Origin of the sequence: Planctellipticum variicoloris (assembly GCF_030622045.1) — a bacterium.
Classification (GTDB): domain Bacteria; phylum Planctomycetota; class Planctomycetia; order Planctomycetales; family Planctomycetaceae; genus Planctellipticum; species Planctellipticum variicoloris.
Genome location: NZ_CP130886.1, coordinates 3,327,389 through 3,353,102 on the forward strand (window position 1 = coordinate 3,327,389; position 25,714 = coordinate 3,353,102).

General features: G+C 61.9%; 21 protein-coding genes and 1 tRNA gene. 7 read left to right on the forward strand and 15 right to left on the reverse strand.

Going from position 1 to position 25,714, the window contains the following annotated elements; genetic code table 11:
- Positions 1-2 precede the first annotated feature (2 nt).
- The 12 genes from SH412_RS12830 to SH412_RS12885 all read right to left on the reverse strand — a co-directional run bounded on the left by SH412_RS12830 (position 3) and on the right by SH412_RS12885 (position 13,270).
- The gene (locus SH412_RS12830; protein WP_336523917.1) at positions 3-1,091 is read right to left on the reverse strand and encodes a FemAB family XrtA/PEP-CTERM system-associated protein; all 1,089 of its coding nucleotides are present in this window, start codon (positions 1,089-1,091) and stop codon (positions 3-5) included.
- A gap of 31 nt (positions 1,092-1,122) precedes the next feature.
- Positions 1,123-1,719 carry an acyltransferase gene (locus SH412_RS12835; protein WP_336523918.1) on the reverse strand — a complete coding sequence of 199 codons (597 nt, stop codon included), beginning with the start codon at positions 1,717-1,719 and terminating at the stop codon, positions 1,123-1,125.
- A complete protein-coding gene (locus tag SH412_RS12840; RefSeq protein WP_336523919.1) occupies positions 1,716-2,912 on the reverse strand; it encodes a glycosyltransferase in 1,197 nt (398 codons plus the stop codon). Before SH412_RS12840 ends, SH412_RS12835 begins: the two co-directional genes overlap by 4 nt.
- On the reverse strand, positions 2,909-4,174 hold the full coding sequence (locus SH412_RS12845) for a TIGR03087 family PEP-CTERM/XrtA system glycosyltransferase (RefSeq protein ID WP_336523920.1): 1,266 nt from the start codon (positions 4,172-4,174) through the stop codon (positions 2,909-2,911). Before SH412_RS12845 ends, SH412_RS12840 begins: the two co-directional genes overlap by 4 nt.
- Positions 4,175-4,254: 80 nt before the next feature.
- Positions 4,255-5,271 carry a type I phosphomannose isomerase catalytic subunit gene (locus tag SH412_RS12850; protein ID WP_336523921.1) on the reverse strand — a complete coding sequence of 339 codons (1,017 nt, stop codon included), beginning with the start codon at positions 5,269-5,271 and terminating at the stop codon, positions 4,255-4,257.
- A 61-nt stretch (positions 5,272-5,332) separates the two neighbouring features.
- A complete protein-coding gene (locus SH412_RS12855) occupies positions 5,333-6,268 on the reverse strand; it encodes an XrtA system polysaccharide deacetylase (RefSeq protein ID WP_336523922.1) in 936 nt (311 codons plus the stop codon).
- Positions 6,269-6,328: 60 nt separating this feature from the next.
- Positions 6,329-7,015, reverse strand: coding sequence for an exosortase-associated EpsI family protein (locus tag SH412_RS12860; protein WP_336523923.1), 687 nt, complete (start codon positions 7,013-7,015; stop codon positions 6,329-6,331).
- Positions 7,016-7,082: 67 nt separating this feature from the next.
- A complete protein-coding gene (locus SH412_RS12865) occupies positions 7,083-9,434 on the reverse strand; it encodes a tyrosine-protein kinase domain-containing protein (protein ID WP_336523924.1) in 2,352 nt (783 codons plus the stop codon).
- 82 nt (positions 9,435-9,516) lie between these two features.
- The gene (locus tag SH412_RS12870; protein WP_336523925.1) at positions 9,517-10,605 is read right to left on the reverse strand and encodes an exosortase/archaeosortase family protein; all 1,089 of its coding nucleotides are present in this window, start codon (positions 10,603-10,605) and stop codon (positions 9,517-9,519) included.
- A gap of 303 nt (positions 10,606-10,908) precedes the next feature.
- The gene (gene nusG, locus SH412_RS12875) at positions 10,909-11,466 is read right to left on the reverse strand and encodes a transcription termination/antitermination protein NusG (RefSeq protein ID WP_336523926.1); all 558 of its coding nucleotides are present in this window, start codon (positions 11,464-11,466) and stop codon (positions 10,909-10,911) included.
- Positions 11,467-11,905: 439 nt separating this feature from the next.
- Positions 11,906-12,880 carry a PEP-CTERM sorting domain-containing protein gene (locus SH412_RS12880; RefSeq protein ID WP_336523927.1) on the reverse strand — a complete coding sequence of 325 codons (975 nt, stop codon included), beginning with the start codon at positions 12,878-12,880 and terminating at the stop codon, positions 11,906-11,908.
- A gap of 57 nt (positions 12,881-12,937) precedes the next feature.
- Positions 12,938-13,270 carry a Flp family type IVb pilin gene (locus SH412_RS12885; protein WP_336523928.1) on the reverse strand — a complete coding sequence of 111 codons (333 nt, stop codon included), beginning with the start codon at positions 13,268-13,270 and terminating at the stop codon, positions 12,938-12,940.
- A 414-nt stretch (positions 13,271-13,684) separates the two neighbouring features.
- Between SH412_RS12885 and SH412_RS12890 the strand changes: the two genes are divergently transcribed.
- From SH412_RS12890 to SH412_RS12900, 3 genes are all read left to right on the forward strand, one after another.
- Positions 13,685-14,854, forward strand: a complete 1,170-nt coding sequence (locus tag SH412_RS12890; protein WP_336523929.1) for a polysaccharide biosynthesis/export family protein — start codon at positions 13,685-13,687, stop codon at positions 14,852-14,854.
- A 138-nt stretch (positions 14,855-14,992) separates the two neighbouring features.
- Positions 14,993-15,340: a hypothetical protein gene (locus tag SH412_RS12895; protein WP_336523930.1), complete on the forward strand. Its 348-nt coding sequence runs from the start codon at positions 14,993-14,995 to the stop codon at positions 15,338-15,340.
- 64 nt (positions 15,341-15,404) lie between these two features.
- Complete coding sequence (locus SH412_RS12900) at positions 15,405-15,893, forward strand: hypothetical protein (RefSeq protein ID WP_336523931.1); 489 nt, start codon at positions 15,405-15,407, stop codon at positions 15,891-15,893.
- A 133-nt stretch (positions 15,894-16,026) separates the two neighbouring features.
- On the opposite strand, the gene SH412_RS12905 is transcribed toward SH412_RS12900, so the two are convergent.
- Together SH412_RS12905 and SH412_RS12910 are read right to left on the reverse strand one after the other, a co-directional pair.
- Positions 16,027-17,277 (reverse strand): hypothetical protein, encoded by a 1,251-nt coding sequence (locus tag SH412_RS12905; RefSeq protein ID WP_336518718.1) that lies wholly within the window; start codon positions 17,275-17,277, stop codon positions 16,027-16,029.
- Between the two features lie 88 nt (positions 17,278-17,365).
- A complete protein-coding gene (locus SH412_RS12910; protein WP_336518717.1) occupies positions 17,366-17,620 on the reverse strand; it encodes a hypothetical protein in 255 nt (84 codons plus the stop codon).
- On the opposite strand from SH412_RS12910, the gene SH412_RS12915 reads away from it, so the two are divergent.
- The 4 genes from SH412_RS12915 to SH412_RS12930 all read left to right on the forward strand — a co-directional run bounded on the left by SH412_RS12915 (position 17,619) and on the right by SH412_RS12930 (position 25,499).
- A complete protein-coding gene (locus tag SH412_RS12915; RefSeq protein ID WP_336523932.1) occupies positions 17,619-17,918 on the forward strand; it encodes a hypothetical protein in 300 nt (99 codons plus the stop codon). The genes SH412_RS12910 and SH412_RS12915 overlap by 2 nt on opposite strands.
- 262 nt (positions 17,919-18,180) lie before the next feature.
- Entirely contained in the window at positions 18,181-18,642 is a 462-nt protein-coding gene (locus tag SH412_RS12920) for a hypothetical protein (protein WP_336523933.1), read from the forward strand.
- Between the two features lie 230 nt (positions 18,643-18,872).
- Positions 18,873-19,766: a PEP-CTERM sorting domain-containing protein gene (locus tag SH412_RS12925; protein WP_336523934.1), complete on the forward strand. Its 894-nt coding sequence runs from the start codon at positions 18,873-18,875 to the stop codon at positions 19,764-19,766.
- A gap of 555 nt (positions 19,767-20,321) precedes the next feature.
- Complete coding sequence (locus SH412_RS12930; protein ID WP_336523935.1) at positions 20,322-25,499, forward strand: tetratricopeptide repeat protein; 5,178 nt, start codon at positions 20,322-20,324, stop codon at positions 25,497-25,499.
- Positions 25,500-25,606: 107 nt separating this feature from the next.
- Here SH412_RS12930 and SH412_RS12935 read toward each other — a convergent pair.
- Positions 25,607-25,678 (reverse strand) — tRNA-Cys (locus tag SH412_RS12935).
- Positions 25,679-25,714 lie beyond the last annotated feature (36 nt).

Genomic DNA, 25,714 nt, shown 5'->3' on the forward strand with positions numbered 1-25,714 from the left:
GTTCATGGGATCCCCCGCACAATCGAGGGGCCGATGCAGCGCGTCAGCCAGACCGGCAGCCGTTTCCAGATTTCAATGAGGCGGCGGTTCCCGGGATTGTCGGGACGGAGGGCGTCGCGGGAGCCCTGCAACACGTGGTACTGCCAGACCGACGGGGAGGGGGCCGCACCCCACTGTTTCTTGAATCGGTACGTGTTGCCGTCAACGCTGGACCGCCCGAAATCGAAAACCGCCTGGCCCCGCTCGATGGCGCGGCCGAGCAGATGCCAGTACATCAGCATATTGACGTTGCTGGCCCGGTATTCGAACAGGGCGCTCGCGCTGGGGACTTCCGTGCGGTCCGCGTCGTGAATCAACAATGCGGCGGCGACGGGCTTGGCGCCGTCGCGAACCACGCACAGCTCGGCGTCGGCTCCAAGGTCCCGCAGAATCGACGAAAAGAGTCGCTTTCCGAAAACCGGCGTTCCGAGGTCCCGCATGTTGCGCGCGAACACATCGTAGAAACCGTCGAGCTGGTCGGCCCCGCCCCACATGACTTGAAATTCGGACTTCTGCCCCTTGCGAATCTGGTTGCGAACTTTGGGATCCAGATCGGCCCAGAGCTCGTCAGCGGTCGCCGGAAGCGGCCGACGCATCAGGACCTTTTCCGTACGGGCATCGGTCAGCAGCGGGTGAGTCAGTTCGCGCTCCTGGCGAATTTCCAGATAGCGGACGCGGAGCTCGCGGGCCAGATCGACGGCTTCATCGATCAGTCCGGAAGCTGCCGCAGAATCATCGGTCTCCAGTCCGGCCGAGTTAATGTAGGGCAGACTGACAAGAAAACGGCCAAACAACGCGCTGGAGACCAGAGCCACGGGCAGGCGACCGACGACCAGACCGCCGCGTTCGGCGATGAGCTCGTAAACCGAATGGCTGAGTCCGTCACGAAGCGCCGTGAGCCAGCGACGATCAAGTCCAGCCGGAGGCCGACGGGGGTCGGACTCGGTCTGAGACTCCGTTACCCGGCGACGGAACACCCGCAGCGGAAACTCCGCCGACGTGGAGACGGCGGCCTGCTCGGCGGAACCAGGAGATGAGACGGTTGAGACCATAGGATATTTATTGATAACCGATAAGAATCGTTCAGGCCGTTACGGTCGCAAATCGCTGCTGAATGACTCGGGCAGGCGCTCCCACTGCGACGACCCCGTCCGGCAGCGGTCGAGTGACAATTGCGCCTGCTCCGACGACGCAGTTCGCACCGACATCCGCCATAATCACGGCGTTCGCACCAATCCAGCTTCCGGCGCCGATCCGCACGACCTGGCTGCGTCCCGGCTGCTCGCGAATCGGTCGATCGGGGTCAGACGTTCCGTGCGTGTGAGGACCGCTGGGAACGTGGACGCCCGGGGCCAGCAGGACGTCTTGTTCAAGAATCACCCATCCGAGATGGCAGCGGGGACCGATGTAGACGTTTTCCCCAATCACCGAGTCCGCCTTGGAGAACAAAGTCCCAAAGCAGATCCTCGCAGAAGGGTGACATTCCTGCAGGACCAGAGAATAGAACGCCGAACGGAGATAACTGCCGGTTAAGCCGGGCAGCAGGCTGACAAGTTCCGACGACCCCTCAAGGGCCAGGTCCCGTCCCAGCAGGCTGGCCCGGACTCTCCAGGACAGGAAGAGAGGGAAGGTCAGAACCAGCGCGACAAACCGAGCCGCAGATTTCAGGAATGACTTCACGTTCCAGCGCCCCTCAGTCCGGCTGGGGAGAGTTCTTCGAACAGTCGAGCAAACTGTCGAATCGCGGAGGACTGATCGAACACGTCGCAAACGCGTTGCCGTGCAGACGCGCCAAAGGATGCACCCTGTTCCGCATCACCGGCAAGCCTTTCGATCGCTGCCGCCATGGCGACGGAGTCCCCGCGTGGTACGCGCAGACCGTCCACCCCTTCCCGGACAATCTCCGGATTGCCGCCGACATCGGTGACGACGACCGGGCGCCCGCAGGCCATCGCTTCCAGCAGCGTCAACGACGCGGCTTCGCTGATGGACGGCAGCACGAACAGATCGGCGGCCTGCAGAATGCGGGCGACATCTCGACGGACTCCCCAGAACTGAACGCGATCCGCAATTCCCAGCTCACGACATTGCGCTTCGAGCTCCGCTCGCAATGGGCCGTCGCCCACCAGCAGCAGATCGACTTCGGGCAGATGCTGCGCCACCCGGGCAAACGCCGTCAGGAGCGTGCGATGATCTTTGATCGGGTGGAATCGGGCCACCGTGACAACGTACTTGCGGTCGGGCGACAGACCGAGTTCGCGGCGAAGGGCAGGGCGGTCTGCCGCCGGGCGGAACTCGTTCGGGTCGACGCCGTTGTAGATGACCTGGATCGGCCGACGCCGAAAGCCATCCAAGTCCCGCACGGCATCGGCGCTGAACTGGCAGACGGCATTGATGCGGTCGGGAAAGCGCGAGAAGACGTGGCGATTGGCAAAACGGCGCAACGACGATACGTGATCGGGAAAGTGCCGGCCGTGTTCTGTGAAGACCAACCTGGCGCGCCAGCCTCCCAGGAGCTGGGCGATGGCCGAATAAAAGAACGGCGTGTACTGGTGGGCGTGAAGAATCTCAATCTGCCGGGATCGGACCAGCTTTGCAATCCGCCATGCGGCGCGAAAATCTCTTCCAGGACGCCGCTCGACGCACACAACTTCGATGCCCTCCCGGCGCAGTTGCTCGCCGAGGGGACCGATTTCGTCGAGGCAAATCACCGTCGGAACAATCTGTGATCCGAGATCCCGGATCATGCGGTCGACGAGCATTTCTGCTCCAGCGACACGCATCCAGTGCATCACGAAGCCGACGCGAATCGGCGTCCCCGATTGCGAGGGAGCTTCGAATTGGGACGGCGCCGCTGACGTTCCTGCAGTCATGCCACCTCCCCCCGGGCCGTCAGGCCGCATTCGAGAAATTCTCCCAGGGGAGCGAGTCGGGCGTTCCAGTCGAAATGAGATTCCACGTGGGTTCTGCCGGATTGCGACAGGCGATCCGCCAAAGCGACATCGTCAAAGATCCGGCCGATGGACTGGAGCCAATCGTCGGGGGCTTCCGCCGAGAGCGCATCGCGCCCGGCCACGGCAGAGATGCCTTCCAGTGCCTGCGCGGACGCCACGACCGGAGTCTCGCAGGCCATCGCTTCGAGAACCTTGTTCTGCACTCCCCGCGCGACTTGCAGCGGCGCAATCGCCGCCGCGGCCTCAAACAGATAGGGCCGCACGTCGGGGACGTCGGCGTGAATACTCACGCCAGGCGCATCCGCCAGAGCGCGAACCGCCGCCGTCGGCCGGCGGCCGACAATCTTGAGGCTCGCCGCCGAGTAGCGACTTCGAATTGACGGCCACACGTCCCGGCAGAACCAGCGAATTCCATCGACATTCGGACGATAGTCGAGCGCGCCGAGGAAGACGGCGGAATGCGGCTTCCGCGCAACGCCCTCCGGCCGCTGGAAATATCCGAAGTCCACGCCGTTGCCGACGGCGATCGTATTCGCCGAGGGAGCGAGCTGCCGATACAGGGCGGCTTCCTCGTCGCTGACAAGCGTCACAACTGCGGCCCGGTCGCCAACTTGCCGCTCCACACGACGAAGTCGACGGCCTTCCAGCCCCAGCAGCCAGCTCTTCGGACCGGATCCGGAACGCGAGAATTGCAGCCACTTTTCGCTGTCAACGTCCACCAGATCCAGTATCAGAGGCGCCTGTTCGAGGCCCGGTCGGCTCGTATACCCGGCCATCCCGGAACAGAAGCAGACGACGGCATCGAACGGCTGCTTGCGGGAGACCTCATCAATCCAGCGCGCCAGCCGACGCGAATAGAACCAGCCTTCGGTAATGCTTCTGCCGGAAAGCAGGCTGAGGCCGCCGTAGATCTTTCTGGAGAATCCGATCGGAGCGATGCAGGAGGATTCAGTCAGACTGTCGATGACGTGGAGGGCGTCTTGCGTCCAGGGCTCATCCCCCAGACACCCCAGCGAAACGGTTGCTCGCTCCGACAGGTAACGCAGGAGATTGTATGAGCGGATCCGATCCCCTTTGTCCGGAGGAAACGGAACCCGATGTGTCAGCAGCAGCACTCGCGGACGTCCCGACGGACGCCGGCCGGCCGCCCGCGCCTCCGCGGGCTGTTGATCTCGATCCACGGCTGACAATAATTCCGGCACGAGCTGTCGATCTACAATACGGTTCGGAACGTCGCGACACGCAATGAACATTTCGGAAGTCAGATTCCGGCAAGATCCGGGAGAAACGAATCCAGAACGACGGCCCCCGGCGGCAACCGGAGTGTCGTCGGAGGTCGACGGGCCGGCAGCAGCACCGTGCGTCCCGCACTCAATTCGAAAGTTTCCGGGCCGGCGGTCACCGACGGAAGCCCTTCGATCACCATCAGCACGTGAAATCGATCATCGTCTTCAAACACGTGACCGCCAGATCCGCGATGGCGGCGAATCTCAAAGTATGGAGTTCGCAGCAGATGCTCGACAATGCCGGACGCATCGGACAGCCGGACAGGCTTCGCCCGGCGAACGATCGGGGCCTCAAAATCAATGCAGTCCAAGGACTCCGCAACGTGCAACGGACGTAAGCGGCCGTCGGCATCGGTTCGATTCCAGTCGAACAGGCGAAACGTGACATCGCTGGGCTGCTGAATTTCCGCCAGCAGAATTCCTTCGCCAATGGCGTGGACCGTCCCGGCCGGAATGTTGAAACAGTCGCCAGACTGGACTTCCTGACTTTCCAGGCACTCCGCGACGGAGCCGAGCTGAACGGCTTCCTGGAGAACGTCGCGATTCACGCCCGGACGCAAGCCGGCATAGATCCGGCTGCCGGGGTCCGCTTCGAGAATCACCCAGGCTTCACTCTTGCCGCCGTAGCGAAGGCCATGACGGGCCGCGTATTCGTCGTCCGGGTGAACCTGCACCGAAAGTCGGTCAGCCGCATCGAGAAACTTGCACAGCAGAGGGAACCGCGAGCAACCGTTGAAGCGTCCCAGCAGTTCGGAGCTGTAGTCACGCATGAGATCGTGCAGCGTCCTTCGATCCTGCGATCCGCCGACGATCGACGAACTGCAGTCATCGAAATCGGCAACTTCCCAGCTCTCCGCACACGACTGGCCGGCGGCGAGCTTTTTGCCGAAGCGAGTTTCGAGACGCGCGCCCCCCCAGCGGGCCTGCTTCAAGATCGGCGCGAGGAGAACCGGTCCGAGTGTTTCCACCGGAGACGCCTCGAACTTTCGCATCGACTTCATTTCGGGCATGGTGATCTGCAGACTGTTTCCATCAGGCGCAACCGCCCGGCCGTTACAAAGGCGATTCCGGCACATGAACCTGGGGTGCTGAAACCGTGATTGCCCCGGTATTCAGACCGGCAAAGTTTCCGGGATGCAACTGCCCGGCGGCACGACGTTCGGCAAGAACTTCGCCGACGGTTCCGAAAGAGAACGCCTGTAGCAGTTGATGCAGCTTGTGCAGCGTCGTTTTCAAGTTCTGGTAGTGGCGAAATCGCGAACGCCAGGGCGCAGAAATCCGCGGCTGATCGGGATCGACCTCCCACGGATGGATGTAAAACATAAAGGACTGTCGCTGTTCGTGCGGAATGGTTCGCAATAGCCGCCGAGTCAGCCAGAACGGATACAGCCGGAAATAGCCTCCCCCCGAGGCAGGCACGTTCCAGCCCAGCTTCTGCACAACGGTCGGCGGAAACTCAATCAGCGTCCCCGCATCCCGCTCGATCAGATAGGGAAACCGCGGCGCATCGGGCACGCCATAGTTGTCGTGATGCACCGGAAATACGCTCGAATCGATTTCAATCCCTTCCTCGATCAGAATATCAAGCGCCCACAGCGAGCGGCGCGTGATTGAGAACGACGGAGCCCGGTAAGCGGCGACTCGACAGCCGCCAGTGTCTTCCAGAATTCCGATCGAACGCTTCAAGTCGTCGCGAAACTCCTCGGGGGTCTGCTGATAGACGAGTTGATGCCCGTAGCCGTGCGTCGCCAGTTCGTGGCCTGCGTCGACGATTTCGCGAACGAGAGTCGGATTCCGCTCGGCGACCCAGCCGAGGACGAAGAAGGTTCCGCGAACGCCATGCCGATGCAGCAAGTCGAGGATCAGATGCGTGTTCGCAACGACACGGGACTCAAACCGTTCCCATTCCGCCGGCCGGATCACACCGGAAAACGCCTGGACGTGGAAGTAATCTTCGACGTCGACCGTGAAACAGTGTCGAATCGACAACGAAGACCTTTCGTCAACGACGTTCCATTTGCGGGAACAATGGTCATTCGCGCAACGCGATCAGGGCGTCTTCGGCGCCGCGAGAACGATTTGCAGTTCGTCGAGGAGCGAACTCGCAAATGATGAGGCCGCAGGAGACAGCCTTGAGACGTCATCCGCCTCGCGCGACGGATCCGCAATCACGTAGAGCTTGAACAGGCAGCCGGAACCGGCAAAGGCCGTCCGAGGATGCTCGGGAGCCGTCCAGACGGCCCCGTTCGGGGACCACGTCCAGAGCGTCAGGAGGCCGCGATCATTTGGCTGGCCGGATTGAAAGACCGTCTTCGAGAACTGCGCTTTCACCCCGGGACTGCGTCCCTCGACATCGTACTTCGTCAACGGTTCCATCTGATTCAAGCCCGCGCCCGTAAAACAGACGGTCGGCTCGTGCAGCGAAATCGGACCCGGGCGTCCGGCCAGCAGATGGATCTGCACTTTCTCACCGGATTCCGAATCGACGTATGTTCGCGAAGTGGCGCCGACCGCCCCGGCCATCTCAAGCTGTCGCGGATCAAGCGGCGATTCGGTGCTCGTCCACGAACCAATCTTCACTGGCAGCTCGCGGACTCGCGAGGAAATCGCCGCGACTTGAGCCGGCAGACCCCACCGATCCGTCACGAGCCCGTGTGCGACACCGCCGGCTGCGATCGCCAGAATGGCGAGGCTGCTCAGAACTACGAATCGAGGCTGCCTGGTCTTTTTCGCCATGATTGCCTGACGCAGGATTCAAGGTGACAAAATTTGCCGACGCAGAGTCTTCCGGATGCCGAAACTCTCAGCGACTCGGAGATTCCAATTGCCCCGGCAAAGCAGCGACCGCCCCGGCGGGCTGCCGGGCGGGATAGACGCCGTTCCCATAGCCATACCCGTAGCCGTAACCATACCCATATCCGCTGCCGTAACCGCTGCCGAGATCTTCATCGAGGCCGGTCGTAATTGCTCCAAGAACAGGCGCACCGATCATTCGCAGACGATGGAACGCCGAAGCGACTTTCCCGATCCGGCTGGCGTCGCGACGTATGGAAATCAGCACGGCGTCGACGTGTTGCGCGATCAGCAGCGTGTCTGTCACCGGCAGCACGGGCGAAGAGTCAATGACCACGAAGTCGTACGAAGCGGAAAGCTCTTTGAACACGGCGCTGTGGGAATCGTGCGACAGCCGCTGAAGGACTTCTGAGGTGACGCGCCCCGCGGCGAGGACGTCCAGGCCGACCGATTCGACGTGCTGAATGGCTTCGGACAACTGGGCGGTTCCCAGCAGGACTTCGCTCAGACCGGGCGTATGCGAAATGCCGAACGCATACTGGACGCTCGGTCGACGCAGGTCGCAATCGATCAGCAAGACTCGACGACGCGTTCGCGCCAGGCTGGCCGCCAGTTGACACGACAGCGTCGTCTTGCCTTCGCCGGCGATTGCGCTCGTAACGAGCACAGTGACGGCCTGCATCGAATTCAACCGGTGCGTCAGCACGGTTCGCATGCTGTCGACCGCCTCGCTCAGCACATTGTGCCAGTAAGCCGCTTTAGGGCCGCTGGACTTCATCCGGTTCAATCGGGCCGAACGCGGCACCAGCGGGATCGTTCCCAGAATCGCCAGACCGATTCCCTGCTTGACCTCGTCGGTTCGAGTGATCCGACGAGCGAGGATTTCCAGCCAGACGAAGAGCGCAGCAATGGCTGCGAAGCCGCCGGCGCCTGCCATGCCGGCCATCTTCTGCCGCTTGCCGACGTCCGGGATTCTCGGCACCTGCGCTCTCAACCGGATCTGAATTGCCGCCGGGGCATTGTCCAATTCGACTTCTCGGTGATGCACTTCTTCGCGGTAGCGGCCGACAGTCTTCTTCAACTCCGACGCTTCCTCGACGAGCTCTTCCCGGTCGACCCAAGCCACGCCTAACGAGTTCTCTTCGACCTGCAGTTTGGAGAGTTCCGCTTCGTACGCTTCTTTCGTAGCAATCAGCGTCCGAAGTTCCCGTTCCAGATCGGCTTTCCCAACGCCGGCCGCAGATCGTCCACTGGCACGGGCACGAACTCGGACTTCGGCATCGGGACCATGCAACTTTCGATATTCTTCGAGTTCTGAAGTTGCCTCGGCCAGCTTTTCTTCATGCAGGATGACGGATGGATGTTCCGCCGAAACCCTGCGTTTCCACTCCGCCAGCATGGTCTCATGACGCCGGGCGATGAGAAACATTCGTCGAAATTCCGGCTCACCAAGCAGTTCCCCTTCGACCAGCTCAGGAGGAATCTCCGGTTCAGCAAAGGGCTCATCGGAATTCTCCGCCTCCGGATCGCCGAGACCGAGCTGGATCTGGCGATTGATGATCTGACCGCGGATCAGGCTGAGCTGTTTGCGGACCTCTAATTGGGCGTCAAGCGTCGCCTGTCGTTTCGCGTCGCTCTGGGCCGAATTCGGCAGCTTCAATGCCCGATCAATATTGCGAATGGCATTCGTCTTGCCGCTTAATTTTTCTTCTTCCTTGCGGAGCAGAGTCTTCAAATCATTCAATCGCTGCCTTCGATCTTCCCGATCCTTGTTGACGACTTCTTCGTTGAAGGCATCCGTGACTGCATCGACGATCTTCGGCAGGTCCTCTGGCTTCTCACCTGACAGCGAAATCCGAATAAAGTGCTCGCCGGGGGCCGAGACGGAAATATTCCGTTCCAGCCAGTTCATCGGGAACGGCTCATTTCGCAGAGTTTCCGTCTCAGCCAGCCCGGGCGCCCGCAGCGCCGCCGTCAGTACATAATGGTCTTTGACCAGTCGCATCATGGTCTCTTTATAAGCCCGCGATTTTGTATCGTTGTCCTTCGTCTCGAAGAAGAACGTCTGCGGCTTGATCAGCAGCTCCGAGTATGCGGAATAAGGAGTTGGAATGACCTGCCAGGCGACGACGGCGGCCCCGCCGCCAACCAACCCGCCCAGCAGCAGGATCGGCAGCCAGCGGCGGCGCAGCGCAATGAGAACGGTCCGCAGGATGTTCCCGCCGGATTCGCCGTCTTTCGCCGACGGCGTCGGCATCCGACCATAGTCGGCTACCGCTCCCGGCGATGTGCGAATGAGCGGTGAGTTCCCTTCGCCGCTCAGCGCGGGTGGACCGTCGTTTCCGTGGAATTCCATGGTCATTGTGTATCCGAAATCGACTCGTTCAAGCCCGACCGGTCTGCACACCGAATCGCCGCTGAAGCTGCATAAAACCCGCCGCGCACTATCGCGGGAGCTGAACCGGCCCGATCCCGACCGCCATCGGACGCTTCGTGTCGAAGACGATCAGCCGGTCCATGTACCACAGCTCCGCGGCAAGTATCCCCAGCCCCAGCGGCATCATGGCCCAACCCGCCAGATCGTGATACGTGATTTCCGCCAGTTTTTCCAGACCCCACGTATAAAGCACGCCGGTGACGGTGATGCGAAACACATTGGAAATCAGCGCGATGGGCACCGCGCTCAGCAGCACGATGATATTCTGCCACAACGGCCGACGCCCGGTCAGGGCCACCGCCGCCGCTGTCGCCGCGAAGACCATGAGCATCCGGAGTCCACTGCACGCTTCCGCAACCCCGATCCGGCGATCCCCCACAACGATCACATACCCTTCCGCAAACGCCGGCAGGCCGATCGTCTGCATAATGGCGGTGCTGATCGTCGTTCCAACCTGCCGCAGCGGCGCTCGCAGCATCGACTCCAGCGAGAACGGCAACGGAATCATGAACACGAGAAATGCAGCGCTCGGGAGCACTTTCCACAAGAATTTCTTCCCGCCGACCGCCCAAGCCGCCCCAACGACGATCGGTACAATCGCCATCTGATCGAGCCACTCGTAGTAATACACCCCGGCAAATACTTTGCCGGCCAAGACTGCAACCAGCACCACACATCCGATCCACGAGGGCGAAAGCGCCTGCAATCCTGACCAGCGAAACGCACAGATCCCCCCTCCCACTCCAAACAGCGTCAGACCGGCAGTCGCTGCCAAGGGGACTGGCAGGCTGTCGGCTCCCAGAAAAAGTCCCGCTCCAAGGGCGGTGATCGCGATCCACAGCCAGCCCGGCGCAATCTCCCCGGAGTCGGTCGGTCGATTCGTCCACAGCAGATACAGGGCAAAGATTGGCACCAGCCAGCCGTGAGAGTTCTCGGGGCTGGTGTTCCAGCGCTCCGCCATTTCGAGCACCGTACTTGCCACGCTCCAGGCGACCGCCCCGCCAGCCAGACCTGCAATGACAAGCGGCAGCGAGTTTCCGTCGGTCGGGACGTCTTCAGTTTGAGGTGCAGCTTCAGTTTGAGGTGCGGCAGACATGAGACTTCCAGCTTGTAACTTCTATCGAACTATTCCAGAGGCATGTGCAAACGACGGCCCATCAGCTCGTCATCTGACGTCCCGGACATCACGTACTTTCCGGCGTTTTCGCTTCCTGGCCTCAAAACCGGCATCACCCGCAGGGCGCACCTTGGGCCCGTGGGTTATGCACCCGTCTCACGCAGAGGACGTCCTCCGCCAGTTCGCACCTGCAGGCTGCCCGGTCCGGACATGCCACGATTCGGTCCCGTCGGTGATCGCTGAAATCCGTTCCGTCGAGCGCCATTCGATTCCACGATGGCCTCAGGCGGCCTCGACCATGTCTGCTGTGATTTCCACCGAGGCTCCGCGCTGCAGAAAGTCCATCCCGATCACCAGGCGGCAGCCCGCTCGATTCTGCAGCAAGGTCCCCGTCAGTCCAACCAGCGCGCCGCGACAGACCCGAACGGTCGTTCCCGGCTCCAGCCGTTCTTCTGGAGTCACCGGCAGCCCGGCGTGAATCAGGCGGTATACGCGCTCCAAGTCGTCGCGGAACAGGGTCTGATCGCGGATCGCGATCCGCGAAACCACTTCTCGCATTCGCGAAACAACCGCCAGAGCTTCCTCGTCGCCGTGAAAAAACAGGTAACCGGGAAAGAGCGGCGACCAGCTTGTGACCTTGCGCCGCTGAAAGATTTTCGTCTGCGCCCGCTGGGGCAGGTAGTATCCCACTTCGCGCCTGAGGAGCTGTCGCGCCAACGCTTTCTCGGACCGGGGGCGGACGTGCAGGACGCCCCATGTCGCTTCGCCATTCGCGCAACCCCACCGCTCATCGCAGAGCGATTCGGGCCACATGTCAGGTTCGTTCGCCAAGACCGGCATGGCCGGTTCCTCCTGCTGAAAATCCCGAGGACGCCCAATCGGCAGTCCCGTCTAGGATAACCTGATTTTCAGCCGGATGCGGCGGGAAGGCAACGACGGACCGGAATGTTCAGAGGAAATTCGCTCAAGTTGCCGTTCCACCACGTCACAGGCCGAACGATCGAACGGGAATTTCCTCCAACCTCTTGGGAATTGCACAGATACAATGCAGACGGTGCTGCATTGTGCGACGCCGGCTGCGGTTGTGACGAGTTGGGGTTTTCTCACAACGCGCAAGCGTACCGCAGCCACCCAGACGTTACGCCTGGTCTCGACGACCATGGCCGTGATCGACTGGACGGCTCAGCGGCCACGCTGCCCGCACCCCGGAAATGCCAGCAGCCCAACCAGGAGGCAGGAGGTTGGGCTGCTTTGTAGAATTGGCAGACGGACACGCCTGTCAGGCGGCCTTGCGCCGGCGGAACCGGAGCGGAATGCCAGCCAGCGCGAGTCCGGCGAGCGCCAGCGTCGAAGGCTCGGGAACGACTGGAGGCGGCTGGCGGGTAGTCGACGTGATGTAAATATCGTCAATCCCGTAGATGTCTGTCTCCCCGCCAACGCTGTAAACGGTAATCGACTTCACATCTGCAGTTGGCAGTGAGAAACCAAAGAACGCAAGGTCGCCGGTGTTGGTATTTGGGCTTCCAACTTGGGGAGGGGGCTGAATCGCAGTCAGACTCGGATTGGCTGCAGACATCAGATCGAACAGATTGTAACTTCCAATGATACCGCCAACACCGTCTTTCACATCAACAAACGTATTCGCCCCCTGATCAAACAGATCGTCAATAAAGAAGCCAAACGCACTGATCTGATTCGAGAACTCCAAATTCAGAACGCTCAACCTCGACAGACCGTTGGGATTTGAGTTCAACTGACTGAAACCAGACGTCAGGAACATAGAACCACCTAGCGTCGTGTTATTCCGACCGAACCCGGCGTTCGGATTAGCCACGTCGATGACCTGAGACTCCAGATTGAACAGAGGAACCGAACCATCGGTCAGGCCACCGTCGCTGACGCTCGCCGTGATCGCAGTCCCTGTAAATGTCAACCCGTTCGTTGGGATCACCGGTGTCTGCTGTGTAACCCCGGCACCAGTTACATCGACATATCGACCCAGTCCCACCGGATAGTTCTTGAATTCCTCAAATGTCTCAAGCCCCCAGACGGCACCGGGAATACTGCTCAAGAAGCTCTGCTGTGCAGTGTAGGCGTTCGTCGCAGCAGACAATTGCACGCGCTGATGATCGGTTGCAAATGACCCCGGAACGGAGTTCACAGCAGTTGGCAGATCAATACCAACAATCGGGGCGGCGTCGGCCACTCCGCCGAACAACAAGACGGCCAAGAGGCCGAATTTCGCTTCGCGCATTTGAATACCCATTATTAATCGACCGCACCAGAAACTTTGGAAGCCACCCGGATCTCACTATTCCGGAGTCGCCACGATATTCGGATTGACCGCCGGCTGAATGAAGACACCACCAAGATCATTCACAACTCTCAACTGGCAAAAATCCTGCGAATCCGTCAATTGCGAACCCGCCGTAGAGCCACTGTGTGAAGTCACTCCGGTATACGAGTAACTCTGACTCGAAAATCCGATCGCCTGCGAGAAATCCCCCATCTCCAGCGCCACCTGATCTCGCAGCGTCGTCAGCCCGGCCAGCAACCCGATCACGACGATCGTCGCAATCAGCACCAGTTCGCTCGATACGACAAAACCGCGCTCATCGGCCCAGAATTGCGTGAAGGTCTTCATCTCAATTACGCTCCGCGTGACATGGCGCAGACGGCAGCCCGCCACCACCCACTCCACCCATCTTTACAACTCGACGCATCCCATCAGAATTGCAAACACGGTGCCGCTCAGGCTCAACTCACTGAATCCCAGGGAATCACGTGGTTTCGCTGTGTTCCCCCTTCTGCGAGCGCGGTCGTCGATAACTATTGTTAACGAAGCGTTGAAAGGACGCAACGTCCGTTTGCCAGTAGAAACACGAATTTGGCGATCCGGCTCGCTTATCTCACTTTACGACTTCCCCTCCGAACTCCAGTTGCGCCAATTTCGCTGAACGTTCCGTCCAGACCGTCCGATATTTGAAACGGATGCGGGCCGCTGCAACGGAATGCGGAGCCGCGTCGACTGTTCATTGCCACGGCCAGCGGGGGCGAAATGAGTCGCTTGACCTCGGTCCATACGAAATCACTTCGGCGGTTGACCCTCGCCTCCACATCCGCCCTTGTCGCGCTCTCGCTGACAATCGGCTGCGCCCATCCCCGCCAGAATCGAGCGCTCCTGCCTCCGGTGGCCGAAGCCCCCAAAGAACTGGACATGCGCACGCTTCCGACATACCGTGTGGCAGCTCCCGATATCCTCGTCATCGAAGCGGTCAACAACATCCGCACGGCCGACGCCCCCCTCCGGGTGGGCGATCAACTCCTGATTCAATTGAAAAACGGCCTGCCCCTCGATCCCCAAGGGGATCCGATGGCCAATCCGCTCGTGTACGAAGCGGAACTCCAGATGGAAGCTCAGTTTAAGATTCTGCGCGGTACCTACCTGATCACCGCCAACGGCAAAGTCGACCTCGGACCGGCCTACGGCCAGGTGGCGGTCCTCGGCATGACGGTGCCGCAGGCTCAGCAGGCCATTCTCGATCACCTCCGGCTCAATATCGGCCTGACCGACCCGGAACTGACTGTGTCGCTCCCAGATATCACCGGCCGACAACCGATCGAAGGCGAACACCTCGTCCGCCCCGACGGAACGGTCTCACTCGGGGTCTATGGCGACGTCCACGTCGCCGGGATGACGCTCGAAGAAGTCAAAGCGGCCGTCGAGCGGCACCTTGCGCGACACATCCAGCAGCCGGAAGTCCGCGTCGACGTTCTTGCATACAACAGCAAGGTCTACTATGTGATCACCGACGGCGGCGGCAGCGGCGAGCAGGTCGCCCGCCTCCCATGCACCGGCAACGAGACGGTCTTGGACGCGATCGCTCAGATCCAAGGGCTCTCATCGGTCTCTTCGAAACATATCTGGATCGCTCGACCGGCTCCGGCCGGCGGCGGCTGCGCTCAGATCATGGAAGTCGAATGGGCGGACATCGCCTCGCTCGGCGTGACCGATACGAATTACCAGATCCTGCCCGGCGACCGGATCTACATTGAGGCCGACCGACTGATCCAGGCCGACACGTTGATGGCCAAGGTCTTCGCCCCAATCGAACGGATCATCGGCATCACGATGCTCGGAGTCAGTGCGGTGTCCCGGATTCAATTTTACAATAGCTACGGTAACAATGGCGGCGCCAACACCGTCATCCAGACTCCGACCCCATAACCATCTTGCTCGAATCTTCGCGGCGGCACACTGGGGCGGGTTTTCCGCTGGAGTTGCTGCGGCGAGACGGTATCCTCGACATTGTCAGTGCCTGACAACAGACAGCAGTTGCCGCCGCCCGACTCCGAGGAGTGAATCATGAATCGCCTGTTTCTCATGGCAATGTCAATTGCAGCGGTCACATCGCTGGCCGTCGAATCGGCCTGTGCCGCCCCGCCGCAGTTCAATCGGCCGAATCGACCGACCGTGAGCCCCTACATCAATCTGCTGAACAACATCAACCAGGACCCGGCGATCACCTACTACGGTCAGATTCGCCCGCAGCAGGAATTTCGGGCCGCCGAGGCGGCCAACGCCGCCGCCATTCGCGGCCTCGATAAGCGGCTGACGACGACCGAGAAAGAAATGCCCTCAGGGAAACTCTCGGCGTCCGGCCATTCCACTTCGTTTCTGAATACCCGGGGCTACTTCGGCGGCCGCCGCTAACGCCCGGCGAGTCTGCCTCCTTCAACGCACACACTTTCCGCCCAGGAATGCCGAAATGTCACGGATGACCACAATTCTCGCTCGTTGCCGGGCACTGGCTCAAGCCGGCGTGATTGCCGGACTTATGCTGGCCGCCGCGCCCGCTCCAGCCCAGGAAGGGTATGCCGGCTGTCCGGACGGCTCCTGCCACGGCCTGCAGAGCGTTCCGTACAACGGCGGTTACGAGCGCGAAGGGGTGTTCAGCCGATTTATCAACGGCTGTAAAGAGACGTGCGGCTTCGGGCAGTCCGACAAGCCGCTCAGCGCTGGTAAATTTTCCAAGAATAAACGGACTTGCCTGACCGTCTGCCCGCCTTACTGCTCGCCGACGTTCGGCTTCCACGAAACCTGCTGGAACAAGTTCCCGCCCACGGCCCCTTGCTACCGCATCGACGATCCGGGGACGCCGAACTGGTCGAGCCCGACGCCGCAGATGGACGGACTTCCTCCGCAGGCCAGCCCGCTGGTTCCGCCCCCGGCGCCCGGCACAACGGCCCCCGGCTACGAGCAATAATCACTGGTTCCCAGGCTCTGCCTGGGAACCCCCTCTTGCGAGGCTCTGCCTCGCGTCACCGGATGATGATTGAAGAGGACGCTTGAGCGTCCAAAGAAGCATTCCCAGGCGGAGCCTGGGCTGCGCGAAATCGTCAATTGTTGGCGGTCCCGGTTGATCCGGCTTTTGTTCCTGGAAGGACGGGGAGGGCCTGGCGGCGCTGGGCTGTCAGCGACTTGCCTAAGTGGTCGTCGATCCACGCGAGCAGGTCGCGATGCCGCACGGCGTTCAGGGCTTCGCAGATCTTTTCCTCGCTGATCCGCACGACCGACGCGGCCATCCCCAGAATCAGTTTCGTAAAGCCGCCGCGGCTGTGCTGGCCCTGCAAACGCTTGCCCTTGCCGATCAGCGATTCCAGCACTTCGCTGCTGGCCGGCAGACTCTGTCCGGGGAGCACGCCGCTCGACTGCTCGCTCACGAACTCCACCAGCCGCGCCGCCGCACGCTCACCGGCAGGCGTTCGGGCCACCGTCTCCAGTTGCCGGCGCAGCGTCTCGCCGGCGGCGGCGTGGTAGCCCGCCACGCGCAGGAACTCCAGCATGTGGTCCTTGACCGCCTGCAAGTCGTTCCAGTCCACGAGCGCCTCCCGGAAGTCGCGGATCCAGCCGAACTTCTCCTCGAGCCGCGTCAGGTCGAGACCCGCGGGACGTTCGGCCGCGGGCGTGTCGATCAGCCGCAGCATGCGGGCGCCCCAGCCGATCAGCGGCCCCAAGTTCAAGTAACGCCCTTTGACTTTCTGCGTGGGGGGAGCAAGGTGTCCGAGTTCCGTCTGCTTCACCCGTGGCTGCGTCTGCCCGCAGTGTTTGACGAACGCGATCCACCGCGGATCGGCGAGCAGTTCGTGCTTGAGCACGATCGCCGTCTTGTGGGCGATGTCGTGCAGCACCTGCGTCGTCGGGTGCTGTTCGCGGAAACGCTGAGCGCCGCCGAGAAGATCCGAACCCTCGTCGCTGAGGATGGCGGCCGGCACGCCGACCAGCCCGGCCGCAGCCGCGAGCTGCCGCTGGACGATCTCGCCGCTGGATTTTTCGACCGGCTGCAGCGCCAGCAGCGTCAGATCCTGGTGCGTCAGCGGCGCCGTCAGCGCTTTCCACGCCGACAATCGCAGCCCCGCGATGACCAGACACTTCCGCGACCCCAGTTGCAGCGTGTGGTCGACGAGGAACACCCAGTCGGCGGCGAATTCCTTGGGCCGCCGCAACTCGTGCAGTCCCAGCCGCAGCAGCCACGCTTCCGCAGTATTGGCCGCAGGAGCCCCCCGGAACTGGGGCAGGCTGTCCCGCAGCAGTTCGACCACCGCCCGGCAGCCGCGAAAGCTGACCGCTCCGGCCAGACAGAACTGCAACGTCAGGCCGATGGCCGCTGCCGAATACGCATGATGGGCCGGTCGGACGGCGTCCGGGAGGGGGCCAGGGGCTGCGTCGGCGACCCGGTCAGCGCCCGGATTTTAAGGCGGCGATCTCACGTTCCAGGTCCGCCGCGCGGCGTTCGGCCGCGGCGGCCCGCGTGCGCCACATCGCGCGGCTCTTCTCGACGGCGCGGGTCTGGTTCTGCAGGAGCTTGCAGGTTCGCTTCCACTGGCCGGACTTCGCCTTCCACCGATTGCGACTCCGCTCGAAGAACCGCACCAACTTGCCCGCCGGCGACGAATACCGGGCGACGGCTGTTTCGCTGGTTTCGCAGGTCATGACGTTCCTCCTTGAACAAAAAGCCCAGTGGAACAAAAACGCGACGATTCGCCGAGGCCAATTGCCCCTGAAAACGACGGATTTCGCGCAGCCCAGGCTCTGCCTCGCGTCTGTGGGCGACGACGATGAAGTGGACGAAGAGGAAGATGAAGAGGAAGATAAAGAGGACGCAGAGCGTCCAAAGACGCATTCCCAGGCAGAGCCTGGGAACGAGGAATCGGCGTGGTTTTCGAGGCTTTCCAACCAAAGACACGCCCATCGCAAGGCCTCTGGGCGTGCCACCCAACCTGCCCCTTAGCTCATTTCGCCTCCCGCGGACCGGATTTCACCTTGGACCGTTTTGCGAATCTAGGGGTTTTCTCCATCTTTGCCGATTCCAGCAAAAATGAGGCTTGCGGACCGCCGGCTGCCTCGTAGAATCGACGCCGCTGGGTCAGGAAGCGAAGTCCGGTCCGGATTGTGCTTCTTGCCGGTTGCAGAACGAGGACCTCTCGTCACGACGCCCATCGTGTGACAGGTCGCCGGAACTGTGATTTCTCAGCATTGCGGGCCGTAACTGCATGTACGAAGTGTCGACCACGTCCGAAGCAACGAGAGCCCTGCGCAGGGCGGTGTGGCTTTGCTGCACCGCGGCGTGTGGTCTGTGGTTGTTTTCCGGCAACGTGCAGGCGTCGTTCATCCATGCGAAGCTGGTGGAACCCGACCCGAGCCTGCTTGCGATTGATGGCGGTCCAGTAGACGCCACGACCGACTGGGAATCGCGAGGTTCCAGCGCATTGCCGTCGGTTCCCGCCGATCAAAATCAAGAACCGTCCGATCCGCCCGAGGAACCGGGCGTGACCGAGACGACTGGCATGGCGGCCGGATCCAACTCGACGGATTCCGGCCCCTCGTCGGTCCCTGCGGCGGCCTGTCTCGGGACTCCCGAGTTGCCGCTCCCCACGTTGACGGCCTGGCTGCATCACGGCCAGCATCTTGCCGTTCCTCCCGCCCCCCGTTCCGGCCAGTGTCGCCCGCCCTAGGTCACGCTTGCGCTGTATGCCGCCCCAATCTCCCCCTGAGCTTCAGGAAATCTGGGATGTTTTCGGGGGTTTGCGGAAAATGGAGATTTTTCGGCTGGCGACAGGGTTGAGGTGACTTTAGGATCTCTGGCACTCCGCCCGGCTTTCCAAGGTGGAATGGTCGGGTGACACGGAACAAGCGAAACAATCGGCAGGATTTCTGCCGGTTAAATTTCTCGAAGGGCGGGCAAATGAAGAAGTTGATGATTCTGGCTGTGGCGATGGTTGCCATGGCATTCTCAAATGTATCCGAGGCCGCGTTCCGAGTTTCGATCTCAGACGGTACGAATACGGCTACTTACTATATCGGATCCTCATCTCCAGGCGGGAGCGGCGGTACAATCGCTTTGCCAAGCACCGGGTCGCTATTAAGGTCTGACAACTGGCTGTTTAATACTGATGGCTACAGTGGTGGTTCATTGAACTTGATTTCCACCAATTGGCCTGGCGTGGCTCAGGTTGGCTCAATCACAACATCGTTGACTCTCTACTCACGTGTTGGGGTTTCCACTGTCAAAGGACTAACAGTCACAATGGCAGTGGTAGATCAAATGACTGGTGGCATTTTCGACACGGCCAACAGTGTCATGTTTGAAAACACCGGATTTCTATTGACCAATGCCGAGTCGGCATTGCTGGATCTTCAGCCAATGTCTCTATTCACGGTCCCGACTGGATCCGGATTAACAGCAGTCGCCTCTCTAACCTCCACCAACGGCAGCACGTCCAACCCGGTAACATCCGGAATGGCTCACGCGGAAATTTATATTAAGCCAGACGGAAGTCCGGTCTTGCCCGCTCTAGTGACAAATTCGGTGTCGCTGGTGGCCTCGCAAACAATCACTCCAAGCTGGCAGGTCGGCGCGACTATTCCGGCAACTGGATACAACTTGACACAGATGCTGATCATGACTGACATTACGTTGAATTCGGGTAACGTACTCAACGGCCAAGTATTCTCTGTTCAGTCAAGCGTTCAACCGCTCGTTCCAGAACCCACCTCCCTCGCCCTCGCCGGTTTTGCCGGCATCGGCATGGCGGTTGGGGCAATTCGTCGCCGTCGGCAGGCCAAGCAGGCTGCCTAGTCGGTCTGAGTTGATCTGATGCAGTTTGAGCGGGCGGTTCCCTGGAGCCGCCCGCTCTTTGTTTTTGTTGGGTGTGGGGTTGATGCGATGTGTCGCCCAGAGCTGACGCACTGCGCGACATCGATTCATGCCTGATGGGCCAGGGACGGTGTTTCTCGGCCAACGGGGGGGTGGCACGCCCAGAGTCTTCGATGGGCGTGGTTTTCGACGCTGGCCAAGACAAGACACGCCCATCGCAAAGCCTCTGGGCGTGCCACCCGGATCGCTTCTTGAATGTCGATGTCTGCCAAAAAGGGATGTCTTGCCCACCCGAGAATGGAATCCGACCGGCCTGCGCCCCTCCGAACTCCGCTTCTTCGGGTGGTGCGGACATTTCTGTCTGTGCAGTCCCTTCCGTCGCTGGCCTCACAGGGGTTTTCATCACTCCTGCGCTTTTTCCGCAGCAGCCCGTGGCAAACCGTGGTTTCTCTAAGCCATAATTGGTGCGTCTGACCACCGCTCCGTCGTCTCTTGGCGGCGCGAGTTGTACCGCCATCTGCTCAGGATGCCTCGCCTGTGACTACTGTGCCGCCGCCTGTTTCACCCGCGAATGCTCAGCCGGAACATCCGGATCATCTGGACGTCGTGCCGCAGATCAACATGCGGCTGCTTCTCGGGACGTTCGTACTGCTGGCAGTTCTCGGGGGGGGCGCCTGGTTCGCCCGCCGCCATTTTGTGCGGCACAACGTCGAGATGTATCTGGTTCAGGCCCGCAAGGCCGAAGAGCAGGGGAAGGCCAGCGAGGCGCTGCAGTATTACACCCAGTACCTCGAGTTCGGGCGCGGCATCGGCCAGAACGAGAAGGCCACCCAGGGACGCCGACTGGAGGCCCTCAACCGCATCGGCGCACTCGTTGCCGAGCAGCCCGAGAGCGGCCCCCAGATCGATCGTCTCTTCCGCACGTACGAAGAATCGCTCCGGCTGGACCCTGCGCAGCGGGAGATCCGGCACAAGCTGGTCACGATTCTGATGCGGATGGACCGTTCCACCGATGCGCGCAGCCACTTGAAGCTGCTGCAGGAAGAGGTCAAACCCGGCAAACCCGCCGCGGAACTGGCCTACCTGACAGGCGTCTGTCTTTATCGCGAAGGAAAATACCCCGACAGCCAGGCCGCGTTTCTCACCTCCATCCGGGAATGGCCGCAACAGGTCGTGGCCTATCTGGGCCTCGCCGAGCTTTGGACGACGCATCCGGATCAGATGGTGGCACTCACGACCAAGACCCAGCCGGACGGCCCAGCCTGGCAGGATCTCGCGCAAATTCTCAAGCCGCGCGAGGACTCCCGCGTGGTCAACGGCGTCACGGCCGCAGCAGCCGTCCTGCAGGCGATGCGGGCCGCGGCGCCCGGAGTTGACAGCACGCTGGCCGCCGCGCGGTTTCTCTCCGCGCTGGAGCAGAAATCCGACCGCCTCCCGCTCCCTCCGGAGGAAGCGGAAGTCCTGGTCCGCGCCGTATTCGAAATCGGCGGCGCCACCAAATATTTGAACGGCCAATTGGAGGGTCCCGATCGCTGGTCCCCCGACCTGCCTGCACTCGCCGACCTGAACGACGATGGAATCGTGACTCGCGAGGAGTTGAAGGCCCGGTTCGTCCGCGGCGATCAACTGACGCGGATCGATCGCGCCGAACGTCTGTTGCAGGAACTGCAGTCCCGACCAGACGCCGCGCCCCGGCAGACCGACGTTTTGCTGGCGCTCTCGAACCTCTATTCCGCCAAGGCCGCGGTCGTCGCCCTGTATGCCCCGGACGAACTCGCCGCGACACGCGAACTGGCCCGCAAGACGGTTGCCGCCGGCCTGGATCTCACTCCGCCGGATGTCCGGTTCCTGCTGTCCGGCGTGGAGCTCGACCTGCAGGATCTTGATCAGAACGCCGACAAGGCCGCCCAGCTCCAGCAACTGCAGTCGGCTGAAGCCAAGTTGAAAGCCGGGATTGCCGATCTGGTGAAGTCCCGCAGTGCAGAAAAACCCGCGACAGCCGAGGTCGACGAAAACTGGACGGTCCCTTCCAACAATGTCGATCTCCAGTCGATCGAAGTGCAGGCCCGGTTCGGCCTGACCAACCTGATTCTTTCGCAACTGGCGCTCGCCGACCCGGCGGCCCAAGCCGACCTGCAGGCGAGTTTGAAGTCCGAGACCGCGGCGCTTGAGAGGGCCGGCGGCGGCAAGGTGCTGCTCGACTATCTCGAGGTCCGCCGCCTGATGTTCGAACAGCAATTCGCCGACGCCAGAAAGATCGGCGTCAAGTTGCTGGAGCAGATCAAGTCGGTGCCGGGGCTGGTGCGGCAAGTGACGCTCCTGGTGGCCGACTGCCAGGGTCGGACCGGCAACCCGGACGCCCAGCTCGATGTGCTGCGGAATCAGGTGGAGCTCGATCCGCTCTGGCTCGAAGGCCGCCGGGCGATGGCCGAGAGCCTGCTGGCCGTCGGCCGACTGGACGAGGCGATTGACGAGTATGTTCCGGCCGTGGTCCTGCCCGGTGCCGGCGAGCGTCTGCTGGAGCTGCGCATCGTCCGCAACGCCAACCTGGCGCCGGCGCAACGCAAATGGGATCGTGCCGAGCCCCTGCTCCAATACTTGCTCGAACGCAAGCCGACGACGGTCCGGGCCATTCTGCTGGCGGCGGAACTGCGACGCCTGCAGGGAGCAACGGCCAAAGCGCTGGCTGACGATCAGGGAATCGAGAATCCGGCCGAGGTGCAGCAGAAACTGCTGGAAGCCGAACAGTCTCTGAAGATGGCGCGGGAGGCCTTCCCCAAGGACTTGGGAGTCCGCGTGGCTGAAGTCAATTTCGCCTCGGGGCGGTTCGACCTGCCGGAGCCGGAGCGGCTGGTGCTGGCGGAGTCGTTGCTCGCCGCGGCCCGCGAAGATCTCGGCGCCGACGTGGAGCTCGATCTGGCCGACGCTCGTCTGCAGATTCAGCGATTTCCGGGCGAAGCTGGCGACCGGTTGGCCGTCATCGCCCGCGAACGAACCGGACTGACGCAGCCGCAGCGGATTCGACTGCTGACCGGCCTGGCCCAACTGGCCGATCGTACGACTACTCCGCAGTCCGCCCGGCCGTTCTGGGAGGAGCTCTCCCGACTCCAGCCTGAAAATCTTGAACCAAGACTGCAGATCGCCCAGTTGATGCTGGCCGCAGCAGGCCAGCCGGGCGGCTCAATGGATGAACCGGCCTGGGAAAAGCTGCTGGCGAGCATCAAGGAACTGGAAGGGACCTCTGCCGGGAATGTCGGTTACCTGCAGGCCATGCGGCTGCTGGAGCATCCAGGTGACGACGCCGCGCGACCGAAGAATCTCAAGGCCGCTGAAGTCTTACTCACCGCTGCCGCAAAATTGCGGCCCTACTGGTCGGCAATTCCCCGGGCGCAGGGGATTCTGGCGGAGCTTCAGAGCGATTCCGTCCGTGCGCTGGAGCGCTACCAGCAGGCGTTTGCGCTGGGCGACCGGACTCCGGTCGTCGTCCTTCGAATCGGACAGTTGCTGAGAGACCGTGGCCGGCAGGGATTCGACGAAGCGAATCAGTTTCTGCAGAGCGTGGGCGACCAGAACGCCAGCCTGATCACCGGCGACGTGGCGCGGCTCGCGTCGGAACTCGCGCTCAGAAATCGGCAGAATGATCGAGCGATGGAACTGCTCTCGAAACTGGCTCGGGACTCCAGCAGCTTCCGTGACAACTACACGCTGGCAGTCGCCAAGATGTCTACCGGCGACCTCGGGCCAGAGACGGAAACCCTGCTGAAGAAGGTGACGACGGAACTCGCACCAGCGGAACCGGCTGGCTGGGTCAAACTCGTCGACTATTACGCTCAGACCAAGAACTGGGCTGCCGCCGAACAGACCATTGCCGATTCGGCCGCCAGGCTTCCGAACGAGCCGCAACCGACGGCGTCATTGACCCGCGGCGTGATGTACGAGCTGCTGGCTGCAGCAGACGCCGAGCGCCGGCAGCAGCACTTGACCGCGGCCTCCAAAGCCTATGAAGAAGCTCTTCAATCCGCCGCCAACGCTGGCGACGACACCAGCATGCTGATGATCGCGGCGGAGCACTACGTGCGGATCGGCTCGACCGTCCGGGCTGGCGAACTGCTCAGTCAGTTGCTGTTGCCGACGCGGGCGGTGCCGGACGAAGTCCGTCGCTGGGCGCGTCGCCGACAGGCTCTGACGGTGGCCGTAGGCGGCAACTATGACGATACGCTGCGTTCGCTGGAGCTGCTCCGCACCGCGCGCGAGCAGGGGGCCGACAAGTCGGCGGAGAACCTGAGGCTGCAACTGCAATTGCTGGAACGGCTGCCCAGCGTCGAATCCCAGGCCAGCCGCGTCGATCTGCTGCGGGAACTGCAGAAACAGGGCGGCCTCACGGCCGAAGAACAGCTTCAACTGGCAGAACTGCTCGCGGCAGGCGGAGACCGCGCCGGAGCACTGGCCGAATTCCGCAACCTGCTGGCGGCGAATAACGAATTCGCCCGAGGGCGAGCGGCCTACATTGTCATGCTGGCCCGCTCGGCTGGAAGGGACGGCACGACGCTCGACGAGGCCAGGAACCAGCTCGACCTGCTGCGCCGCCAGGAGCCCGGCTCCTGGCGAACCGCACTGATTCATGCTCGCGTCCTTGCGGCCGACGGCAAAGTTGACGAGGCGGCCGCGCTGGTCTCGCAGTTCCTGAAGCAGCGAGTCGAAGGGACCTCAAACAATCCCGTGCGGGACGCCCTCGACCAGGAAAATCTGGCGGAACTGCTCTACTGGCTGCAGCGGGATCTGCGGGTTCGCAGCAGCGCCGCACTCTCGGCCGCGCTCGCCGATGCCATTCGCCTCTATCAGGCGGGACGTCGCGACGATGCGGTCAAGAGCCTGCTGCAAGGTCCGATGGAACCGCTGCTGGAAGATCTGCGGTTTGAAGTGATCCTGCAGGCCGCAGCTCTGTTTGAGGAGTTGAAACTGCCCACCGCTGAGGCATTGTATCGAGAGTACGTCGCCAAGTCGCCGCGCCCGACGGCGCCAATTCAACTCGCCCGCTTCCTCGTCCGCCACGACCGGATCGAAGAAGCACTCAAGCTGTGCGAGCAGAGCTGGCAAACGCTCCCCAAACTCGGTGTGTGCGCAGTCGTGATTCAGGCAGCCCGCATGGTTCCGTCCGATCGGCGAGAGATCTTTAAACCGTGGCAAGCACGAATTACAGAGGAAGCGACGAAACCGGACTCCCCGGATCGACAGGTTATGGAAATCGCGCTGGCCGAGCTGACGACCGTTCTCGGTGAACCGGACGGAGCAATCGCCGCGTTTCGCCGGGCCGTTGCGGAGAATCCGAAAGACGTCGCTGCGCTCAATAATCTGGCCTACGTGCTCGCCCGACGGGGAGAAGATCTCGACACCGCCGAGAAATCGATCAACGAAGCGATCGCCATCGAAGGCGCAGTGCCGGACCTGGTCGATACCCGCTCGCTGGTCTATCTGGCGAAAGGGCAGTTTGCGGAGGCGCTGGCGGTAATCGCGCCGTTGGCAAAACCCCGCGCCCCGGCGGGAATTCACCTGCGGCTGGCGGAATGCCTCTGGAAGCTCAAACGCTTCCCCGAAGCCCGGCAGGCCCTCGATCTGGCGCGTCGTAACGGGTTCAAGCTCGACGATCTGCTGCCGCTCGACCGGGCTCCGACGGAGGAAATGCTGCGCGATCTCGATGCCGCCGCAAAGAAATAGGCAAGTGTTCTATCGAGGCCAGCGCCATTGAACAGAAAAGCCCCCGCTCTCCACTGAGGAGAGCGGGGGCTTTTTCACATCGGGCAGATTCGAAGTCCGCCAAAAAGAGGCTCCGCCCGGATTCGAACCGGGGATGGTGGATTTGCAATCCACTGCCTTAGCCACTTGGCTACGGAGCCACTGTTGTCGAGCCGCCAGCAGACCAGTTTCGAGTT

What these genes read in the sequence shown, in the direction of transcription:
- SH412_RS12895 (WP_336523930.1), top strand. Translation starts at nt 14,993, where the DNA reads ATGAATCGCCTGTTTCTCATGGCAATGTCAATTGCAGCGGTCACATCG.
- SH412_RS12880 (WP_336523927.1), bottom strand. Translation starts at nt 12,880, where the DNA reads ATGCGCGAAGCGAAATTCGGCCTCTTGGCCGTCTTGTTGTTCGGCGGA.
- SH412_RS12910 (WP_336518717.1), bottom strand. Translation starts at nt 17,620, where the DNA reads ATGACCTGCGAAACCAGCGAAACAGCCGTCGCCCGGTATTCGTCGCCG.
- SH412_RS12885 (WP_336523928.1), bottom strand. Translation starts at nt 13,270, where the DNA reads ATGAAGACCTTCACGCAATTCTGGGCCGATGAGCGCGGTTTTGTCGTA.
- nusG (WP_336523926.1), bottom strand. Translation starts at nt 11,466, where the DNA reads ATGCCGGTCTTGGCGAACGAACCTGACATGTGGCCCGAATCGCTCTGC.
- SH412_RS12860 (WP_336523923.1), bottom strand. Translation starts at nt 7,015, where the DNA reads ATGGCGAAAAAGACCAGGCAGCCTCGATTCGTAGTTCTGAGCAGCCTC.
- SH412_RS12870 (WP_336523925.1), bottom strand. Translation starts at nt 10,605, where the DNA reads ATGTCTGCCGCACCTCAAACTGAAGCTGCACCTCAAACTGAAGACGTC.
- SH412_RS12830 (WP_336523917.1), bottom strand. Translation starts at nt 1,091, where the DNA reads ATGGTCTCAACCGTCTCATCTCCTGGTTCCGCCGAGCAGGCCGCCGTC.
- SH412_RS12915 (WP_336523932.1), top strand. Translation starts at nt 17,619, where the DNA reads ATGACGTTCCTCCTTGAACAAAAAGCCCAGTGGAACAAAAACGCGACG.
- SH412_RS12890 (WP_336523929.1), top strand. Translation starts at nt 13,685, where the DNA reads ATGAGTCGCTTGACCTCGGTCCATACGAAATCACTTCGGCGGTTGACC.
- SH412_RS12920 (WP_336523933.1), top strand. Translation starts at nt 18,181, where the DNA reads ATGTACGAAGTGTCGACCACGTCCGAAGCAACGAGAGCCCTGCGCAGG.
- SH412_RS12840 (WP_336523919.1), bottom strand. Translation starts at nt 2,912, where the DNA reads ATGACTGCAGGAACGTCAGCGGCGCCGTCCCAATTCGAAGCTCCCTCG.
- SH412_RS12900 (WP_336523931.1), top strand. Translation starts at nt 15,405, where the DNA reads ATGACCACAATTCTCGCTCGTTGCCGGGCACTGGCTCAAGCCGGCGTG.
- SH412_RS12850 (WP_336523921.1), bottom strand. Translation starts at nt 5,271, where the DNA reads ATGCGAAAGTTCGAGGCGTCTCCGGTGGAAACACTCGGACCGGTTCTC.
- SH412_RS12865 (WP_336523924.1), bottom strand. Translation starts at nt 9,434, where the DNA reads ATGACCATGGAATTCCACGGAAACGACGGTCCACCCGCGCTGAGCGGC.
- SH412_RS12925 (WP_336523934.1), top strand. Translation starts at nt 18,873, where the DNA reads ATGAAGAAGTTGATGATTCTGGCTGTGGCGATGGTTGCCATGGCATTC.